General features: G+C 76.0%; 13 protein-coding genes and 1 tRNA gene. 7 read left to right on the forward strand and 7 right to left on the reverse strand.

The window, feature by feature from the left end; translation table 11 throughout:
• The first annotated feature begins 47 nt into the window (after positions 1 to 47).
• Genes ACI780_RS01930 through ACI780_RS01950 form a run of 5 tightly spaced genes read left to right on the forward strand, consistent with a single transcriptional unit; the run spans position 48 to position 5,012 of the window.
• Positions 48 to 692: a zf-HC2 domain-containing protein gene (locus ACI780_RS01930; protein ID WP_456869774.1), complete on the forward strand. Its 645-nt coding sequence runs from the start codon at positions 48 to 50 to the stop codon at positions 690 to 692.
• Positions 689 to 2,494 (forward strand): copper resistance CopC/CopD family protein, encoded by a 1,806-nt coding sequence (locus ACI780_RS01935; protein ID WP_457000557.1) that lies wholly within the window; start codon positions 689 to 691, stop codon positions 2,492 to 2,494. Before ACI780_RS01930 ends, ACI780_RS01935 begins: the two co-directional genes overlap by 4 nt.
• A gap of 42 nt (positions 2,495 to 2,536) precedes the next feature.
• Positions 2,537 to 3,262: a YcnI family copper-binding membrane protein gene (locus ACI780_RS01940; RefSeq protein ID WP_456869776.1), complete on the forward strand. Its 726-nt coding sequence runs from the start codon at positions 2,537 to 2,539 to the stop codon at positions 3,260 to 3,262.
• Positions 3,259 to 3,936 (forward strand): SCO family protein, encoded by a 678-nt coding sequence (locus ACI780_RS01945; protein ID WP_457000558.1) that lies wholly within the window; start codon positions 3,259 to 3,261, stop codon positions 3,934 to 3,936. The genes ACI780_RS01940 and ACI780_RS01945 overlap by 4 nt, the downstream gene beginning before the upstream one ends.
• Complete coding sequence (locus ACI780_RS01950; RefSeq protein WP_456869778.1) at positions 3,933 to 5,012, forward strand: hypothetical protein; 1,080 nt, start codon at positions 3,933 to 3,935, stop codon at positions 5,010 to 5,012. Before ACI780_RS01945 ends, ACI780_RS01950 begins: the two co-directional genes overlap by 4 nt.
• Before the next feature lie 42 nt (positions 5,013 to 5,054).
• Here the strand turns inward: ACI780_RS01950 and ACI780_RS01955 are convergent, their stop codons facing one another.
• From ACI780_RS01955 to ACI780_RS01970, 4 genes are read right to left on the reverse strand one after another with little or no spacing between them, the layout of a single operon-like run.
• Positions 5,055 to 5,876 (reverse strand): phosphocholine cytidylyltransferase family protein, encoded by an 822-nt coding sequence (locus tag ACI780_RS01955; RefSeq protein WP_456869779.1) that lies wholly within the window; start codon positions 5,874 to 5,876, stop codon positions 5,055 to 5,057.
• A complete protein-coding gene (locus tag ACI780_RS01960) occupies positions 5,863 to 6,990 on the reverse strand; it encodes a CDP-glycerol glycerophosphotransferase family protein (protein WP_457000559.1) in 1,128 nt (375 codons plus the stop codon). The genes ACI780_RS01955 and ACI780_RS01960 overlap by 14 nt, the downstream gene beginning before the upstream one ends.
• Entirely contained in the window at positions 6,987 to 7,769 is a 783-nt protein-coding gene (locus ACI780_RS01965; protein ID WP_457000560.1) for an HAD family hydrolase, read from the reverse strand. The genes ACI780_RS01960 and ACI780_RS01965 overlap by 4 nt, the downstream gene beginning before the upstream one ends.
• Positions 7,766 to 9,295, reverse strand: coding sequence for a mannitol dehydrogenase family protein (locus ACI780_RS01970; protein ID WP_457000561.1), 1,530 nt, complete (start codon positions 9,293 to 9,295; stop codon positions 7,766 to 7,768). The genes ACI780_RS01965 and ACI780_RS01970 overlap by 4 nt, the downstream gene beginning before the upstream one ends.
• 574 nt (positions 9,296 to 9,869) lie before the next feature.
• On the opposite strand from ACI780_RS01970, the gene ACI780_RS01975 reads away from it, so the two are divergent.
• A complete protein-coding gene (locus ACI780_RS01975) occupies positions 9,870 to 10,829 on the forward strand; it encodes a M23 family metallopeptidase (protein WP_457000562.1) in 960 nt (319 codons plus the stop codon).
• Between the two features lie 83 nt (positions 10,830 to 10,912).
• Positions 10,913 to 10,985 (forward strand) — tRNA-Ala (locus ACI780_RS01980).
• A gap of 226 nt (positions 10,986 to 11,211) precedes the next feature.
• Here ACI780_RS01980 and ACI780_RS01985 read toward each other — a convergent pair.
• The 3 genes from ACI780_RS01985 to ACI780_RS01995 all read right to left on the reverse strand — a co-directional run bounded on the left by ACI780_RS01985 (position 11,212) and on the right by ACI780_RS01995 (position 14,711).
• The gene (locus ACI780_RS01985) at positions 11,212 to 12,534 is read right to left on the reverse strand and encodes a DUF2254 domain-containing protein (RefSeq protein ID WP_457000563.1); all 1,323 of its coding nucleotides are present in this window, start codon (positions 12,532 to 12,534) and stop codon (positions 11,212 to 11,214) included.
• A 167-nt stretch (positions 12,535 to 12,701) separates the two neighbouring features.
• Positions 12,702 to 13,715, reverse strand: a complete 1,014-nt coding sequence (locus ACI780_RS01990; RefSeq protein WP_457000564.1) for a response regulator transcription factor — start codon at positions 13,713 to 13,715, stop codon at positions 12,702 to 12,704.
• A 240-nt stretch (positions 13,716 to 13,955) separates the two neighbouring features.
• A complete protein-coding gene (locus ACI780_RS01995) occupies positions 13,956 to 14,711 on the reverse strand; it encodes a type 1 glutamine amidotransferase domain-containing protein (protein ID WP_457000565.1) in 756 nt (251 codons plus the stop codon).
• Positions 14,712 to 15,066 lie beyond the last annotated feature (355 nt).

Genomic DNA, 15,066 nt, shown 5'->3' on the forward strand with positions numbered 1-15,066 from the left:
CCGTCGTACCGGGAACCGGACGGGCCCTGCGCGACGACTACCTCTCCATGCAGTGTGCACCGTTCCGCGAGGCGGTCTCGGCGCGACTCGACGGCGAACCGCTCGGGATGCCCGCCGCCGACCTCGACCGTCACCTGGCCGGCTGCCCCGACTGCGCCGGCTGGGCCGACGCCGCGGGTGCGGTGACCCGCCGCGCCCGGCTGGTCGCGGCCCCCGACGTGCCCGATCTCACGGCGGCGGTGCTCTCCGCGCTGCCGCGGCAGCTGCCCGGGGCCGCAGCCGCGGCGCGCTCCCGGCTGGTGCAGTCGGCGCTGCGGCTGGCGCTGCTGGCGGTGGCCGTGGCGCAGGCGGGCGTGGCCTGGCCGGCGCTGACCGGCGGCACCGCCGCGATGAGCGCCCCGGTGCACGTGGCGCACGAGACCGGCGCGTGGAACCTCGCCGTCGCCGCGGCCTTCCTCGCCGTCGCCGCCGCGCCGCGGCTGGCCGCCGGGGCGCTGCCGTTCCTGCTCACCTTCGGCGTGCTGCTGACCGTGGTCACCGTCCGCGACCTGCGGGCCGGGCACGTGCACGCCGACCGCGCCGGCGCCCACCTGCTGCTGCTGGCCGGCGTGGTGCTCGTCGCCGTGCTCGCCTGGCGACGGCGCAGCCGGCGGGCGGCCGCGGTCGTCGCCCGGGGGCGGGTGACCGCGTGACCGGCCACACCGCGCGCCCGGCGCGCCCGGTCCTGCTGCTACTCGTCCTGCTGGCCGGCTGGCTGGGGCTGGGCGTGGCCACCGCCGGCCCCGCGGCCGCGCACGCCGAGCTGGTGTCGACCGACCCGGGGGAGGGCGCGCGCCTCGACGAGGTGCCCGCCGAGGTGACGCTGCGCTTCAGCGAGGGCGTGTCCCTCGGGGCCGGCTACGCCCGCGTCATCGGCGAGGGCGGCGAGCGGGCCGACACCGGCGCGGCCACGGTCGACGGCGACACCGTGACCGTGCCGCTGCGCGCGGACCTGCCCGACGCCAGCTACGTCGTCACCTACCGGATCGTCTCGGCCGACTCCCACCCGATCAGCGGGGCCTACGCCTTCGTCGTCGGCGACGGCGAGCTCGCCGACGCCGGCACCGTGGCCGACGGCGCGGGTGTCGACCCGTTCGTGGCCGCCGCGCTGCCCGCCTCCCGGGCCCTGGGGTTCGCCGGCGTGGCCGCGGGCCTCGGCGTCCCCGCCTTCCTCGTGCTGTGCTGGCCCGGCGGCTGGGCGTCGCGGACGATGCGCCGGCTGACCACCGCCGGGTTGCTCACCGTGGCCGGGGCCGCGGTGCTCACCTTCCTGCTGCAGGGCCCCTACGCGGCCGGCGCCGGGCTCGGCTCGCTGCTCGACCCGTCGCTGCTGACCACCACGGGCAGCTCGTCGTTCGGGCTGACCACCCTGGGCCGCGGCGCCCTGGCCCTGCTGCTGGCCGCGCTGCTGGTGCCGCTCTGGCGCCGGGGGGGCGCCCCGACGGCGCAGGAGACGGCCGGGCTCGGCGCCGTCGCCGGCGGCGTCGTCCTGACCACCGCGGCGGTGGGGCACCCGGTCGCCGGGGCCCTGCCGGTGTTCGCCACCGCGGTCGCCGCCGTGCACGTCGCGGCGATGGCGCTGTGGCTGGGCGGGCTCACGGCGCTGCTCACCGGGCTGGTCCGCACCGGCACCGAGGCCGGTGACGTGGCCGCCGCCCTGCCGCGCTGGTCGCGCCTGGCGTCGGCCTCGGTGGCCGCGCTGGTGGTCACCGGCGTCGTCCAGTCGGTGCGGGAGGTCGGGTCGCCGGTCGCGCTGGTGTCCACGACGTACGGCTGGGTGCTGCTGGGCAAGCTCGCGCTGGTGCTGCTGCTCCTCGCCGCCGCGGGGGTCTCCCGCGTGTGGGTGCAGCAGCAGCTGGGCCTGCCGCGGACCCGGCCGGGCCCGCGCCGCCGGGTCCCCGCGCCCGCCCTGGCGGGCGGGGCGGGGGAGGCCGTCGCCGAGGAGGCCGCGGTCGCCGAGGCGTCCCGCACCCGCGCGGCGGCGCAGGCCCGCGGGGCCATCGAGGACGTGGGCCCGCTGCGCCGCTCGGTGCTGGTCGAGGCCGCCGTCGCCGCGGCCGTGCTGGTGCTCTCGGCGGTGCTGGTGGGCATCCCGCCGGCTCGCGCCGCGGTGTCCCAGCCGGTCGACGTCACCTTGCCGCTGCAGGCGGCCGCGGGCGAGGTCGGCAGCGTCCAGCTCTCGGTCGACCCGGCCCGCCCGGGGCCCAACACCGTGCACGTCTACCTCTTCGACGAGGAGGGGCAGCTCACCCAGCCCGCCGACCTGCGGGTGACCCTCACCGAGCCCGCGCAGGAGATCGGCCCGCTCGACGTCGACCTGGAGCCGGCCGGCCCCGGCCACTGGGTGGCCGACGGGGCGAGCATCCCCGGCGCCGGCACCTGGACCCTCGCCGTCAGCGTCCGGCTCGACGAGTTCACCGCCGCCACCGCCAGCACCGACGTCCCGGTCCGCTGACCGCCACCCCGATCAGGCCCCACCCCGAACCCGAGGAGAACCGTGCGTCCCACCGTCCTGCGACCGCTGGCCCGTGCCGGCGTCGTCCTGACCGCCCTCGTCGCTGCCCTGGTCGCGTCCGTCGTGCTCGCCACCGGCGCCTCGGCGCACGTGACGGTCTCCTCCGACGACGCCACCGCCGGCGGCTACGGGAAGCTGACCTTCCGGGTGCCCAACGAGAGCGACACCGCCAGCACGGTGGCGCTGCGCGTGTCCATCCCGGAGGACGAGGCGCTGGCCTCGCTGCGCGTGCAGCCGGTGCCGGGCTGGACGGTCACGCTGACCTCGGCGCAGCTGACCGAACCGGTGGACGTCCACGGCCAGCAGATCAGCGACTACGTGTCGGTCGTGGAGTTCCGCGCCGACCCCGGCGGCGGGATCGCCCCCGGGGAGTTCCAGGAGTTCTCCCTCTCCGGCGGGCCGTTTCCCGACGCCGACACGCTGTCGTTCCCGACCGTGCAGACCTACAGCGACGGCACCGAGTCGGCCTGGATCGAGCCGACCGTCGACGGCCAGGAGCCGGAGTACCCGGCGCCGGTGCTCTCGCTGACGGGCGACACCGCCACCGCCACCGACACCGCGGCCGCCGCCGACGAGCACGCCCACGGCGGCGAGGTGAGCAACGCGCCGGCGGGGCTGGCGCTGTTCCTCGCCATCCTGGCGCTGGCCGTCGGCGTCGCGGGCGTCGTCCTCGGCTACCGCGCAGGTCGACGTACCGTGTCCTCGTGACCGCTCCCGTCCGCGGCCGGGTCGCCGCGCTGCTGCTCGCCGCTGCCCTGGGCCTGACCGCCTGCGGCTCCGACGACGGCGAGCAGGCGGCGGCCGCCGAGGGCCACGACCACGGCAGCGGCTCCTCCGACGGGCCGGCCGCCACGCTGGAGGGGCCCGGCGACGAGTACGCCGGCATCGACCTGCGCGATCCCTACCAACGGCCGTCGTTCACCCTCACCGACAGCACCGGCGCGGAGTACGACTTCGCGGCGGCGACGGCGGGGAAGCCGACGCTGCTGTTCTTCGGCTACACCAACTGCCCCGACGTCTGCCCGACGACGATGGCCGACGTCGCCCTGGCGCTGCGCGACGTCGACCCGGCGCTGGCCGGGCAGGTGCAGGTGGTCTTCGTCACCACCGACCCCGCCGCCGACACCCCGCAGGTGCTCGGCGAGTACCTCGACCGGTTCGACGCCGACCTGCCCACCCAGTTCGTCGGGCTGACCGGCGAGCAGGAGGTCATCGACCAGGCGCAGCTGTCGGCCGGGGTGCCGCTGGCCGAGGACCGGGGCCGGCTGCACAGCTCGCTGCTGCTGCTCTACGGCCCCGACGACGAGGCGCACGTGGCCTTCGACGCCGGCAACACCGCCCGCGACATCGCCGGCGACCTCGAAGCCGTCGCCGCGCGGTGACCGGCGCCCGTCCACGGCGGGCGGCCGGCCGGCTGCTCGTCGTCGTCCTCGGCGTGCTCGCCGCCCTCGCGCTCGCCGGCCCCGCCACCGCGCACGTCGGTGGGGACGCGGCCGGCAGCGACTTCGACGGCCGGGTGACGTCGGTGCGGCCGGGTGTGCCGGGGGTGTCGGTGCGGGTGCTGCAGTTCGGCGACGCCCTCGAGGTGGTCAACACCACCGGCGTCGAGGTGACCGTGCCTGGCTACTCCGACGAGCCCTACCTGCGGATCGGCCCCGACGGCGTCTGGCGCAACGCCGCCAGCCCGGCCACCTACATCAACCTCGACCGCTACGGCCGGGTGACGCTGCCCGCGGCCGCCGACCCGCAGGGCGACCCCGAGTGGGTGCAGGTGTCCACCGAGCCGCAGTACACCTGGCACGACCACCGCACGCACTGGATGAGCGAGGGGCAGCTGCCGCCGGCGGTCGCCGCCGACCCGTCGCACCCGCACACCGTCTTCGACTGGACGGTGCCGATGCGGCACGGGGACACCGCGGTGACCGTCCGCGGCGAGCTCACCTGGGAGCCACCGCCGTCGCCGCTGCTGGTCTGGACGCTGTACGCCGCGCTGCTCGCCGCCGTCGCCGCGGCCGGGCTGGCCGCCCGGACACCCGCGCCGCTGGCCTGGGCCCTGGGCGCCGGCGCCGCCGCGGCGCTGTGGCACGCCGCGGCCACGCCCGAGCCGCCCGTGACGGTGTCCTCGCACGCCGCGGCCGTCGTCTCGGCGCTGCTGCCTGCGGGAACCGCGGCGCTGGTCGCCGCGTTGGGTGCCGTCGCCGCCCGGCGCGGCCGGGGCGTGGTGACCGGCCTGTGCGCGCTGGTGCTCGGCTGGCTGCTGCTGGTGCAGGGCCTGCCCGACGTCGACGTGCTGTGGAGTGCCAACGTCGCCGGCGCCGGACCGGCCGTGCTCGCGCGGGTCGCCGTCGCCGTGCTGGTGGCCGGCGGCGCCGGGCTGGTCGTGGCGGGGCTGGGCGCGGTCCGCCGCTTCCGCGACCCCGCCCGCTCCCAGGCAGTGGAAGCTCTCCCCACGTCCTGACGCCCAGGACGTGGGGAGAGCTTCCACTGCCTCGAGGGGCCGTTACGCGGTGCCGTCGGGGACCGGGTGCAGGTGCGGCCGCGGGCCGGAGAACAGCGCGTTGGCGCGGTCCAGGTCGGCCTCGAAGTCGACCTCGACGGCGGCCCAGCGCGAGATGTCCAGCGGCCGGAACCGCAGGCCCGCCTCGGCGATCGCCGTCTCCATGCCGCGCTCGAAGTAGTCCTGGTCGCCGCAGGCCTCCAGGTGCTCGACCAGCAGGGCCTTGTCGGCCGAGGAGACGTGGTTGATGCCCACGGCCTCGCCGAGGCCGCCCTGCACCGTCTTCGACAGCCCGTCGATCCAGCCCTCGGCGTCGAGGGTGTACTTGACCTCCTCGTCGCCGACCACCGAGGTGTCGACGCACACGAAGCTCTCGTCGGCCTGCAGCGCCGGCACGACCGCCTCGAGGACGGCGGCGTCGAACACGACGTCGCCGTTGAGCCACAGCACCCCGCCGGGGCCGGTGGCGCGCAGCCCGCGCAGCAGGCTCTTGCTGGTGTTGGTCCGCGCGTAGTGCGGGTTGTAGGCGAAGCGCAGGTCGGGGGCGGCCTGCATGACCAGCTCGCACTGGAAGCCGACGACGGCGGTCACGTCGACGGCCGGGCCGAGCACCTGCCCGACGGTGTCGAGCTGGCGCTGCAGGATGCTGCGGCCGTCGTGCAGCGGCGTCAGGGGCTTGGGCAGCGGGCGGCCCAGGCGGGTGCCCATGCCGGCGGCCAGGACGACGACCTGCACGGGGCGGGTCTGCGGCCGGGGAGCCGGGCGGTCGGCGCGCAGCCCGAAGCTGCGTGCCGGAGTGGTCTGCGTGAGGTCAGCGAAGCGCACTGTCGTCCCCTCCTCGGGTCGGAGCAGCCGCGCCGGCGGGACCGCCGGGCGGGAAGAACAGGTCGAGGACGCGCTCGGTGGCGTGCCCGTCCTCGAGGGCGGTGTAGGTCTCGCGGAACCGCCGGTAGCGGTCGGCGGAGGCGGCCGCGACGGCGTCGAGGTCGGCGATCGCGTCGACCAGCTCGCCGCTGGTGGTCACCAGCGGGCCGGGCGCGACCTCCTCGAGGTCGAGGTAGAAGCCGCGCAGCCGGTCGCGGTACTCCGCGAGGTCGTAGGGGAACAGCAGGATCGGCCGGCCGGTGATCGCGAAGTCGAACATCGTCGACGAGTAGTCGGTGACCAGCACGTCGGCGGCCAGGTACAGGTCGCGGATGTCGGGGTGGGACGAGACGTCGCGCACCGGCAGTCCCTCGATGGACTCCAGGCGGCTGGACACCATGTTGTGCAGCCGCAGCAGGAGCACGTGGTCGTCGCCCAGCCGCTTCGCGAAGTCCCCGAGGTCGACGGGGAAGTCGAAGTCGCGCTCGCCGCTGCCCTCGAAGACCAGGTCGTCGCGCCAGGTGGGCGTGTACAGGACGACGCGGGTGTCCTCACCGATGCCGAGGCCGGCCCGCACCGCCGCGCGCACCTCCTCGCGCCGGGGGCTGGAGAGCAGGTCGTTGCGGGGGTAGCCGGTCTCGTGCACCGGCCCGCGGAAGCCGAAGGCCTGCCGGAACCGGCCGGTGCTGTACGGGTTCGGCGAGAGCATCGCGTCCCACCGGGCGATGTCGTGCTCGAGGTAGGCCAGCCGGCCCTCCGGCGCCCAGAGGACGTCGTTGTGGATCCGCTTGAGCGGGGTGCCGTGCCACGTCTGCAGGTAGAACGCGCCGGGCCGCTTCTCCCAGTCCAGCGGCACGTGGTCGTTGGAGACGACGACGTCGGCGGACTCCAGGGCGGCGACGCTCTCCGGGCTGCCGAACGGGACGGTCTCGACGTCGGCCGGGAAGGCGTGCTCGGCGACCGGGGCGGTCAGCCACGTGTGCGTGACGTCGTCGCCGCGGGCGCGCAGCGCCTCGAAGACGGCGCGCGGGCTGTCGGAGAACAGGCCGCGGAAGCTGGTGTAGACGATCCTCATCGGCCACCTCCGGTCAGGACGGGCAGGAGCGTGTCGGCGAGCTCCTGCCAGGACGAGACGACGGCCAGCACCCCGGCCTGGCGGAGCGCTGCCTCGCGCTCGGCGCGCTCGGCGGGCTGGACGAAGAGCAGGTTGCCGACGGTCGGGCAGCCGGCGCGGACCGCCGACAGGGCGCCGGGCACCGAGTCCTCGACCGCCAGACCCTGCGCCGGGGCGATGCCCAGCCGCGCGCAGGCGTGCAGGTAGACGGCCGGGTCGGGCTTGCTGGTCGGCGTCGGCAGGGAGTCCTCGGCGCTGAACCGGGCCGCCGGCGGGATGAGCTCGTCGAGGCCGGTGGCGGTGAAGCAGGCGGCGAGGCGGCCCAGGGCGCTGGAGCTGACCGCGGCCAGCCGCAGGTGCGGCGCGAGGGCGGTGAGCGCGGCCGTGGTGGGTCCGTGCGGGCGCAGGTGCTCACCGAGGTACGCGGTGACCGCGCGCTTCTCCTCGGCCACCCACGGCTCGACGTCGACCTCGGCCCGGCCCGCCTCGGCGGCCAGCCGCCGCGACGTCGTCCGGAAGTTCATGCCGGTGGTCGCCAGCCGCAGCTCGTCGGGGGTGAACCGGCGCGCGTCGCCGAGCTCGGCGAGGAAGCGGTTGGTGACCTCGGCGGAGGCGACGAAGGCCGGCTCCTCGGAGGGGAAGAGGTTGCCGTCGGCGTCGCAGAGGAGGGCGGTCAGGCCGGCCACGGCGTCCCGGGGGAGGACTGCTGCGGCCGCCCCGCCCACGCGGGGCGGGGTCACCGATCGCTCGCGGCGGTCGTGGCGGCGGATCCGGCGGTGGCGGCGGAGGCGGCCGTGGCGGCGGCGACGGTCTCGCGGACGCCGTCGTGTGCCAGCCGGTGCAGGGCCGCGGCGAGCTCCTCGGGGAAGCCGGGGACCGTCCCGAGGTCGCCGAACACCGATCGCTCGGCCAGCAGCGGGCGTGGGTCGGCGCCGCCGGCGCGGGCCAGTGCCTGCAGGTGCTCCCCGCGGTCGTCCTCGACCGGCAGCGGCAGCCCGGCGCCGTCGGTGCGCTGCAGGTAGCGCACCCAGCCGGCCAGCGCGAGGGTCAGCAGGCCGTGCGGGCGGCCCTCGGCCAGCGCCTGGCGCAGCGAGGGCAGCAGGTGCTGGGGCAGCTTGGTGGAGCCGCGGCGGCACAGCCGCGACAGCCGATCGGCGATGGCCGGGTTGGCGAAGCGCTGCCGGAGGGTGGCCTTGTACGCGTCGAGGTCGATGCCCTCGGGGCAGGGGATGAGCGGCGTGACCTCGTCGTCCATGAGGTGCCGGGCGTAGGCGTCGAACACCGGGTCGCCCATGAGGACGTCGATGCGCTCGTGCCCGGCGAGCGTGCCGAGGTAGCCCAGCGCCGAGTGGGTGGCGTTGAGCAGCCGGGTCTTCATCAGCTCGTGGTCGGTGACGTCGCGCACGAACCGCACGCCCACCCGGTCCAGGGGCGGGCGGCCGTTGCAGAAGGTGTCCTCGACGACCCACTGGGAGAAGGGCTCGGTGACGACGGGCCAGCGGTCGTCGACACCGTACCGGCGGGCCAGGTCGGCGCGCTCCTCGGGCGCGGTTTGCGGGGTGATGCGGTCGACCATGCTGCTGGGGAAGGCGACGCGGTCGGTGATCCAGCGCGCGAGCACCTCGTCGCGGAGCGCGGCGAAGCCGACCACCGCGGTGCGGGTGGCGTCGCCGTTGCGGTGCAGGTTGTCGCAGGACAGCACGGTGAACGGCGCGGTGCCGGCCCGGCGGCGGCGGTCGAGGGCCTCGACGAGGAAGCCGAAGACCGTCCGCGGGCGCGCCGGGTGGGCGAGGTCGTGCCGGACGTCGTCGTCGGGGGTGAAGGCGCCGGTGCAGGGGTCGAGCAGGTAGCCGGCGTCGGTGATGGTCATGGTGACCACCCGCGTCCGGGGGTCGGTGAGCCGGTCGAGCACGGCGGCGGGGGCGTCGGGGGCGAACAGGTAGTCGGTGAGGACGCCGACGACCCGGGCCCGCTCCCCGTCGGGGCTGCGCTCGACCACGGTGTAGAGGTTGTCCTGCGGCGCCAGGGCCTCGTGCATGGACCGGTGCCGCAGGCCCACGCCGACGACGCCCCAGCCGCCGGAGATGCGCTGCTCGGCGACCTCGTCGAAGTAGGTGAGCTGGTGGGCGCGCGAGAAGCCGCCGACGCTGAGGTGGACGACGGCGGGGACGAGTGCCGAGCGGTCGTAGGTGGGGACGGTGAGGCGGGCCCCGTGCTGCTCGAGCGTCGCGGCGGTCAGCGGCCGGATGCGGACGACGGGTGCCACCGCCGGCTCCGCGGGGGCCGTCCGGCTCCGCGGGTGCTCCCGCGGAGGACGCTCGGGCTGCGCCATCGAGGCATCGGTCCTTCCTGTCCAGGGTCGGTGCGGGCACGACCGGTCGCACCGCTGCCACGAGACGTCCGAGGACCACGCCGGGGAACGGTCATGGGATCACGCCGACCGGAGCGGCCACACCCCGGGGGGAGGTGGCGGCCGGCGGTGGCGGCGAGTCCTGCGGCGTGTCGCGTCGGGCGTCGGGCGCGGTGCGGTCCGCGGGCATCGGCGGGGGTCGGCCCGGCGGGTGAGCGTCGGACCGGCGCGAGCTTCTCCACGCCGGAGGCAGGATCTGCCCCGGGGCGGGCGCGCCCAAACGCAGGTGCAGGACGTGACTCGGCACACACGGCGCGTCATCCGATGACACGCCGGGCGGAGGGTCACGAGACGGTCACGGTGTGTTTTGATCGCTGAGTCCTGATCGGGCCCACGGGGGCCGCTTCCCACGAGCGGGGTACGAGCGTTGGTCAGTCACCGGAGCGAGGCGGGTCTGCTGCCGCGACCCTCGAGCGACGCCTCCCGCGAGGTGCCCGGCCCCCGGACCGGCGCGCACCGGCGCGGCGCTGCCCGCCCGGTCTCGCCGCTGCGCGGCTTCCCGCCGGTCCGCCCCGCCGACCCGGCGCCCTGGGCCGCGGTCCTGCCCGCGCCGCGGGCGGCCGATCACGACGTCGTCGCCGGCCCGGACCCGACCGTGCTGCCGACCGCGGTGCTGCCGGTGGAGGGCGCTGACGCCCCCGCGACCGCCGCCGTCCCGGCCCCCGTGGCAGCCGACCCCGTGCCGGTCCGCCGGCGTCGCGGCCTGCGCGACCGCCGTCCCTCCCTGCTCGTCGCCGCGCTGGTGGCCGGCGCCGTGGGCGCCGCGGTCGTCGGGGTCCCCGGCTCCCCGGAGGCGGCCGCCGAGCCGACTCCGGTGCTGGGCGCGATGGAGCTGGCCACCGGCGACGAGGCCGTCGAGGTCATGCCGATGGCCTCCATCACCGAGGCGGAGGCGCAGGCCCGGCTGGAGGAGGTGGCCGCCTCCCGCGCGGAGCGCGCCGCCGCCGAGGCCGCCGCCGCGGAGGCCGCCGCGGCCGCCGCCGAGGCGGCCCGGCCCAAGGCCGTGCTGCCGGTGGACGGCGCCCGCTTCACCAGCGGCTTCGGCTCGCGCTGGGGCACCTTCCACTACGGCATCGACCTCGCCGCCCCGATCGGCACGCCGGAGTACGCCGCGGCCGACGGCGTGGTCGTGCGCGCCGGTGCGGCCAGCGGCTTCGGCCTGGCCGTCTACGTCCTCCACGAGAACGGCGACGTCACCGTCTACGGCCACATGGAGGAGATCCTCGTCGAGCCGGGGCAGTACGTGGAGGCCGGCGAGACGATCGCGCTGCTGGGCAACCGCGGCCAGTCGACCGGGCCGCACCTGCACTTCGAGGTGCACGAGGGCGGCATGGACGGGAAGCGGATCGACCCCGTCGGGTGGCTGGCCGAGCGCGGCGTCGAGATCTGACGCGCCGCACCCCCCGCGCGGGCGGCCCGGGGCGGCGATGTACAGTTCTCCTCGGTCCGGACGACACCGGCCGGGCCGGGAACGGGGCTGTGGCGCAGCTGGTAGCGCACCACACTGGCAGTGTGGGGGTCAGGGGTTCGAGTCCCCTCAGCTCCACCCCGACGACCAGGCCGTCCTCCCCCGGGAGGGCGGCCTGAGTCGTCTCTGGCTGCGGTCGACGCCGGCGTCACGAGCAGCACGGCGCCCATGCGGTCGGCCGCCTCGCGGGGCAGGCCACGATGGCGGCTCCCGCTGCTCTCGCGGGTCGACCTGGACAGCACCGCGTCCGAAGCGGAGGTCCGGCTCCTGACCCCGGCGATGGTCGGGCCGGCACCTGGCCGGCTCAGTACGGTGCGCGAGCCGCTCGAGAGCGTGGCGCGGCGGTGACGTCGGCTCCCGACCCGATGCCCTCGGTGTCCGGGGTGAGCGCCGCGACGACGTCCTCCTCGTCCTCGTGGGCGCGCCGGACGGCGGCGTGCAGCAGCCGGAGCTGGCGGTCCAGCGGTTCCTGCCGGTCGGGCGGTGCCACGCTCTTGAGGTCGGCCAGCGCCGCGCACGTCTTCCGGGTCACCTGCGGCTCCGACGCCCCGGCCAGGCGGATCTCGTCGAAGGCCAGCCGGACGTAGCCGTCCCAGCTGACGGTCCGCTCGAGCAGGCGCACCACGCCGTCCTCGTCGCGGTGCTCACCGCAGGGCAGGGGGCGAGCGGCGATCTGGCGCAGCAGGTCGTGCAGCCGGTGCAGCGCCTGGACCGTCGTCGTGGGGTCGTTGAACGGCTGTGCGATCGACCGCACGGCGATGTCGACGAGCTTGCGGAAGCCGTAGGCCAGGTCCTCGGTGTGCACGCGCTCCGGGCCGAGCAGGACGTGGCGGGTGACGTCGGTGGCGCGGAGCCGACCGGCCGGGGGGCCGTCGGCGGCCACCGTCGACCGGGTGCCCGGGTGCACCCGGAACAGGGGCGCGCCGCCGACGACGAAGTCCCCGACGACGGGGACCAGCTCCAGCACGCAGTCCGCCCGCCGGGCCGCGGCGACCAGTGCCGGTCGGTCGACGCGGACCACGTTGCCGGGCTGCGCGGCGACCATCTCGTCCGGGCCGCCGGTGACGACGGGCCCCTCCCCGTGCTGGCGGACGATGAACTCGCGGCTCCGGTCTCCGACGAGGTCGATCAGCCCCGAGACCCGCAGGCCCTGTCCGATGTGGTGCACGAACAGGACGAGCACGACGATGCTGGCGAGCATCAGGACGTAGCACAGCAGCATCGACAGTCCGGGCACCGTGCCGGTGTCGGAGCCGCGGATCTCGCGGAGGGTCAGCACCGCGACCAGGAAGCTCGCGCCGAACAACCCGATCGCCAGCTGGCTCCACCGGTCGGTGAGCAGCGCGCCCACGATGCGGGGCGAGAACTGGCCCATCGCCAGCTGGACCGCGACCAGGGTGACCGTCAGGACGAGGCTGGTCAGCGACACCATGGCGGTGGCGAAGGAGGACAGGATCGTCTGGGCGTCGGACGGCGTCCCGGTCAGGCTCTGCGGGACGAGCCGGTAGCCCGTCGCCCGGTCCACGGCGAGCGTCCCGACGGCGAGGAGGGCGCCCGCGGCCAGGCAACCGATCGGCAGCAGCCACAGGCTGGTGCGGACGAAGCGCTCGATCCGCAGCCGGCTCATGCGCTCGAGGCCTGCGGGTCCGCGGCCTGGACGCACGACTCGGACGCGGTCATGGTCTCCCCCCGGTGGATGGATGCGGACGTGCTCGACCCGGCGACCTCGTGGCACGTCGGGTCCTCCCAGGGAACCGAGGCAGACGGGGGAGCACCATCGGCAGAACGGCCGATTCAGGCCCGGCAGGGCGACGGGACCAGGGGCACGTAGAGGCCTTCGCGCTCGGCCCGCACCGCGGCGAGCGTCCTCGTGGGCGCATCGAGCTTGACGAGGATGTGCTCGAGGTGGGCAGCGACCGTACGCGGGGCCACGACCAGCGCGCGGGCGATCTGCTGGTTGGAACACCCGTCGACCAGCAACCCGAGCACCTCGAGTTCACGCGGCGTCAGCCCCCGCAGGTGGGTCACGGGGGAGAGGACGACCGTTCCGAGCAGGCGTGCCGACGCCTCTCCGGGAGCGGCGAGGACGGTCACGCGGACGTGCCCGTCCGGGGCGTGGCGTCCTCCGCGGGGCCACAGGAAGGACGCGAACACCCGACCCTCGTCGATGCACGAGCGCGCGACGGTGAGGACGGGCGACCCCTCGGCGAGCAGTGCGTCGCCGTCGAGGCCGGGCAGCGGCCGGGTGGCGCCGTCGCGGCACAGCACCGCGCCGGCGGCCGCCCCCCGCACCACCCGCGCCGCCGCGGCCAGCGAGCGCAACGGGTCCGACCCGCGCGCCAGGAGGGGGGTGAGCTGGTGCAGCCGTCGCCGCATGGCCAGGGGCGGCGGCTCCTTGCTGCTGAAGAGCAGCGCCAGGTGCCCGACGTGGCGCCGGCCCCCGTCGAACAGGGCGACGCCCAGGGCCTCGTGGAAGCCGGCGGGGATGAAGCACTCCGCCCATGTCGACAGGTCGGCGGCCGGGTAGGGCAGGTCGGACGGGCTCAGCGGCCGACGCGTGGGGGCGGTGTGTGTCAGCTCGATGTCGCGCGCCACGGTGGGACCGCTCAGGTACTGCAGCGTGCTCGCGTCGAGGTCGGTGCTGGCCACGCACGTGTAGCTGCTGCTCATCGGCTCGGCAGTGGCCAGCCACGCGGCGTCGAAGGGCACGAGAGGTCGCAGCCTCTCCAGCATCTCCTGCGAGCGCTCGGAGGGGGGACTGGTCGAGTAGGCGACCTCGGCCAGTTCGAGGTCCGCAGTCTCGATCATCTGTGCTCCCGGGACCGCGGCCTCGGCAAGGCACGCTGGCTGTTCAACGGTGCCGACGTCTGCCCCGGGTGCCGGTTACCGCGGAGCGGGACCGAGTAGTCCCGTTCACGATGACGAAAGAGCGGCAGTGGTCTGAGGTACCGGCTAACGGGAGCCGGTACGGGTGCACCGCGGAGCACCGGCGTGCGTCGTGGAGTCGCGGCGGCTCAGGGACCTCCGCACCCGCCGCAGGCGCGGACGTCACCCGGCAGGGCCTGCCGCCCGGGTCCTCCAGCTCTGTGCAGCCGGACCGTGCAGGGCGCGCTGGGCGGCGGCAGCCAGGCCGATGCCCGCCACGGCGGCGACCGACGGCTTCGGCGACCACCGCAGCGCGGCGATGGCCCAGCCGACGGGCGCCTCGCGCTGCCGGTCGGACTCGCGACGCGGTGCCGTCGTCGCCGGCTCCGGCGACGTCGTCGCGAAGGCGTCGAGCATCCCGGGGACGAAGGCGGCCATGTCCTGGGGCCCTCTGCTGGTGGTGAGGTTCCCGTCCCGGACGAGCTCCCGGTCGAGCCAGGTGGCACCGGCGTTCACCAGGTCGTCGCGGATCCCGGGCCAGGAGGTGAGGGTCCGACCGTCCACGAGTCCCGCCGACGCGAGCACCCACGGTCCGTGACAGAGGGTGGCGATGGGCTTGTCACTGGCGGCGAACGCGCGGACGAACTCCCGTGCCGGGGCGGACTGCCGGAGGAGGTCGGGGTTGATGAACCCCCCGGGCAGCAGCAGGCCGTCGTAGTCGCCGGGATCGGCTTCCTCGATCGTCCTGTCCACGCGGACCCGGCTGGCCGGCACGTGCAGGTTCACCCCGCGGATGCGTCCGCGCCGCAGGGACACGACGTCCACCTCCGCGCCGGCCGCCTTCAGGGCTCGCAGCGGGACGATCAGCTCCACCTTCTCGAAGCCGTCGGCCGCCAGGGCAGCGAGCCGGCGACCCCTGAGCCTGCGTCGTGTGCGCACGTCGTCCCCCTGGTGCTCGATGGCGCGGAGATGACGGAGATCTCCTTGGTGGCGGAAGCCCCGATCGGGGCGCGCAGGGGTTGCTCCCACCTGGCCGGCTGCTCGGCGGTGAGCGGGGTACCCGCGCCTGACAGCCGGACACGTTCCCGGGCGGACGTCTGCGTCCATCCGAGCGGGACCGGGACGTCGGGCATCGGTAGATCTGCCGATCTTTCGGCGGAGCGGTGCGTGGAGCCCGGGTTGGGGTGGCCCCGGTGGGACGGCCGACGCAGAGTCGGGGGGCCCGGTGAGCAGAGCCGGCCGCTGGGCGCCCCGTGGCGCTCTCCCGAGCCGGGGCCCGCGCCCCAGGAGGGGA

The organism is Geodermatophilus sp. SYSU D00814 (genome assembly GCF_054050055.1).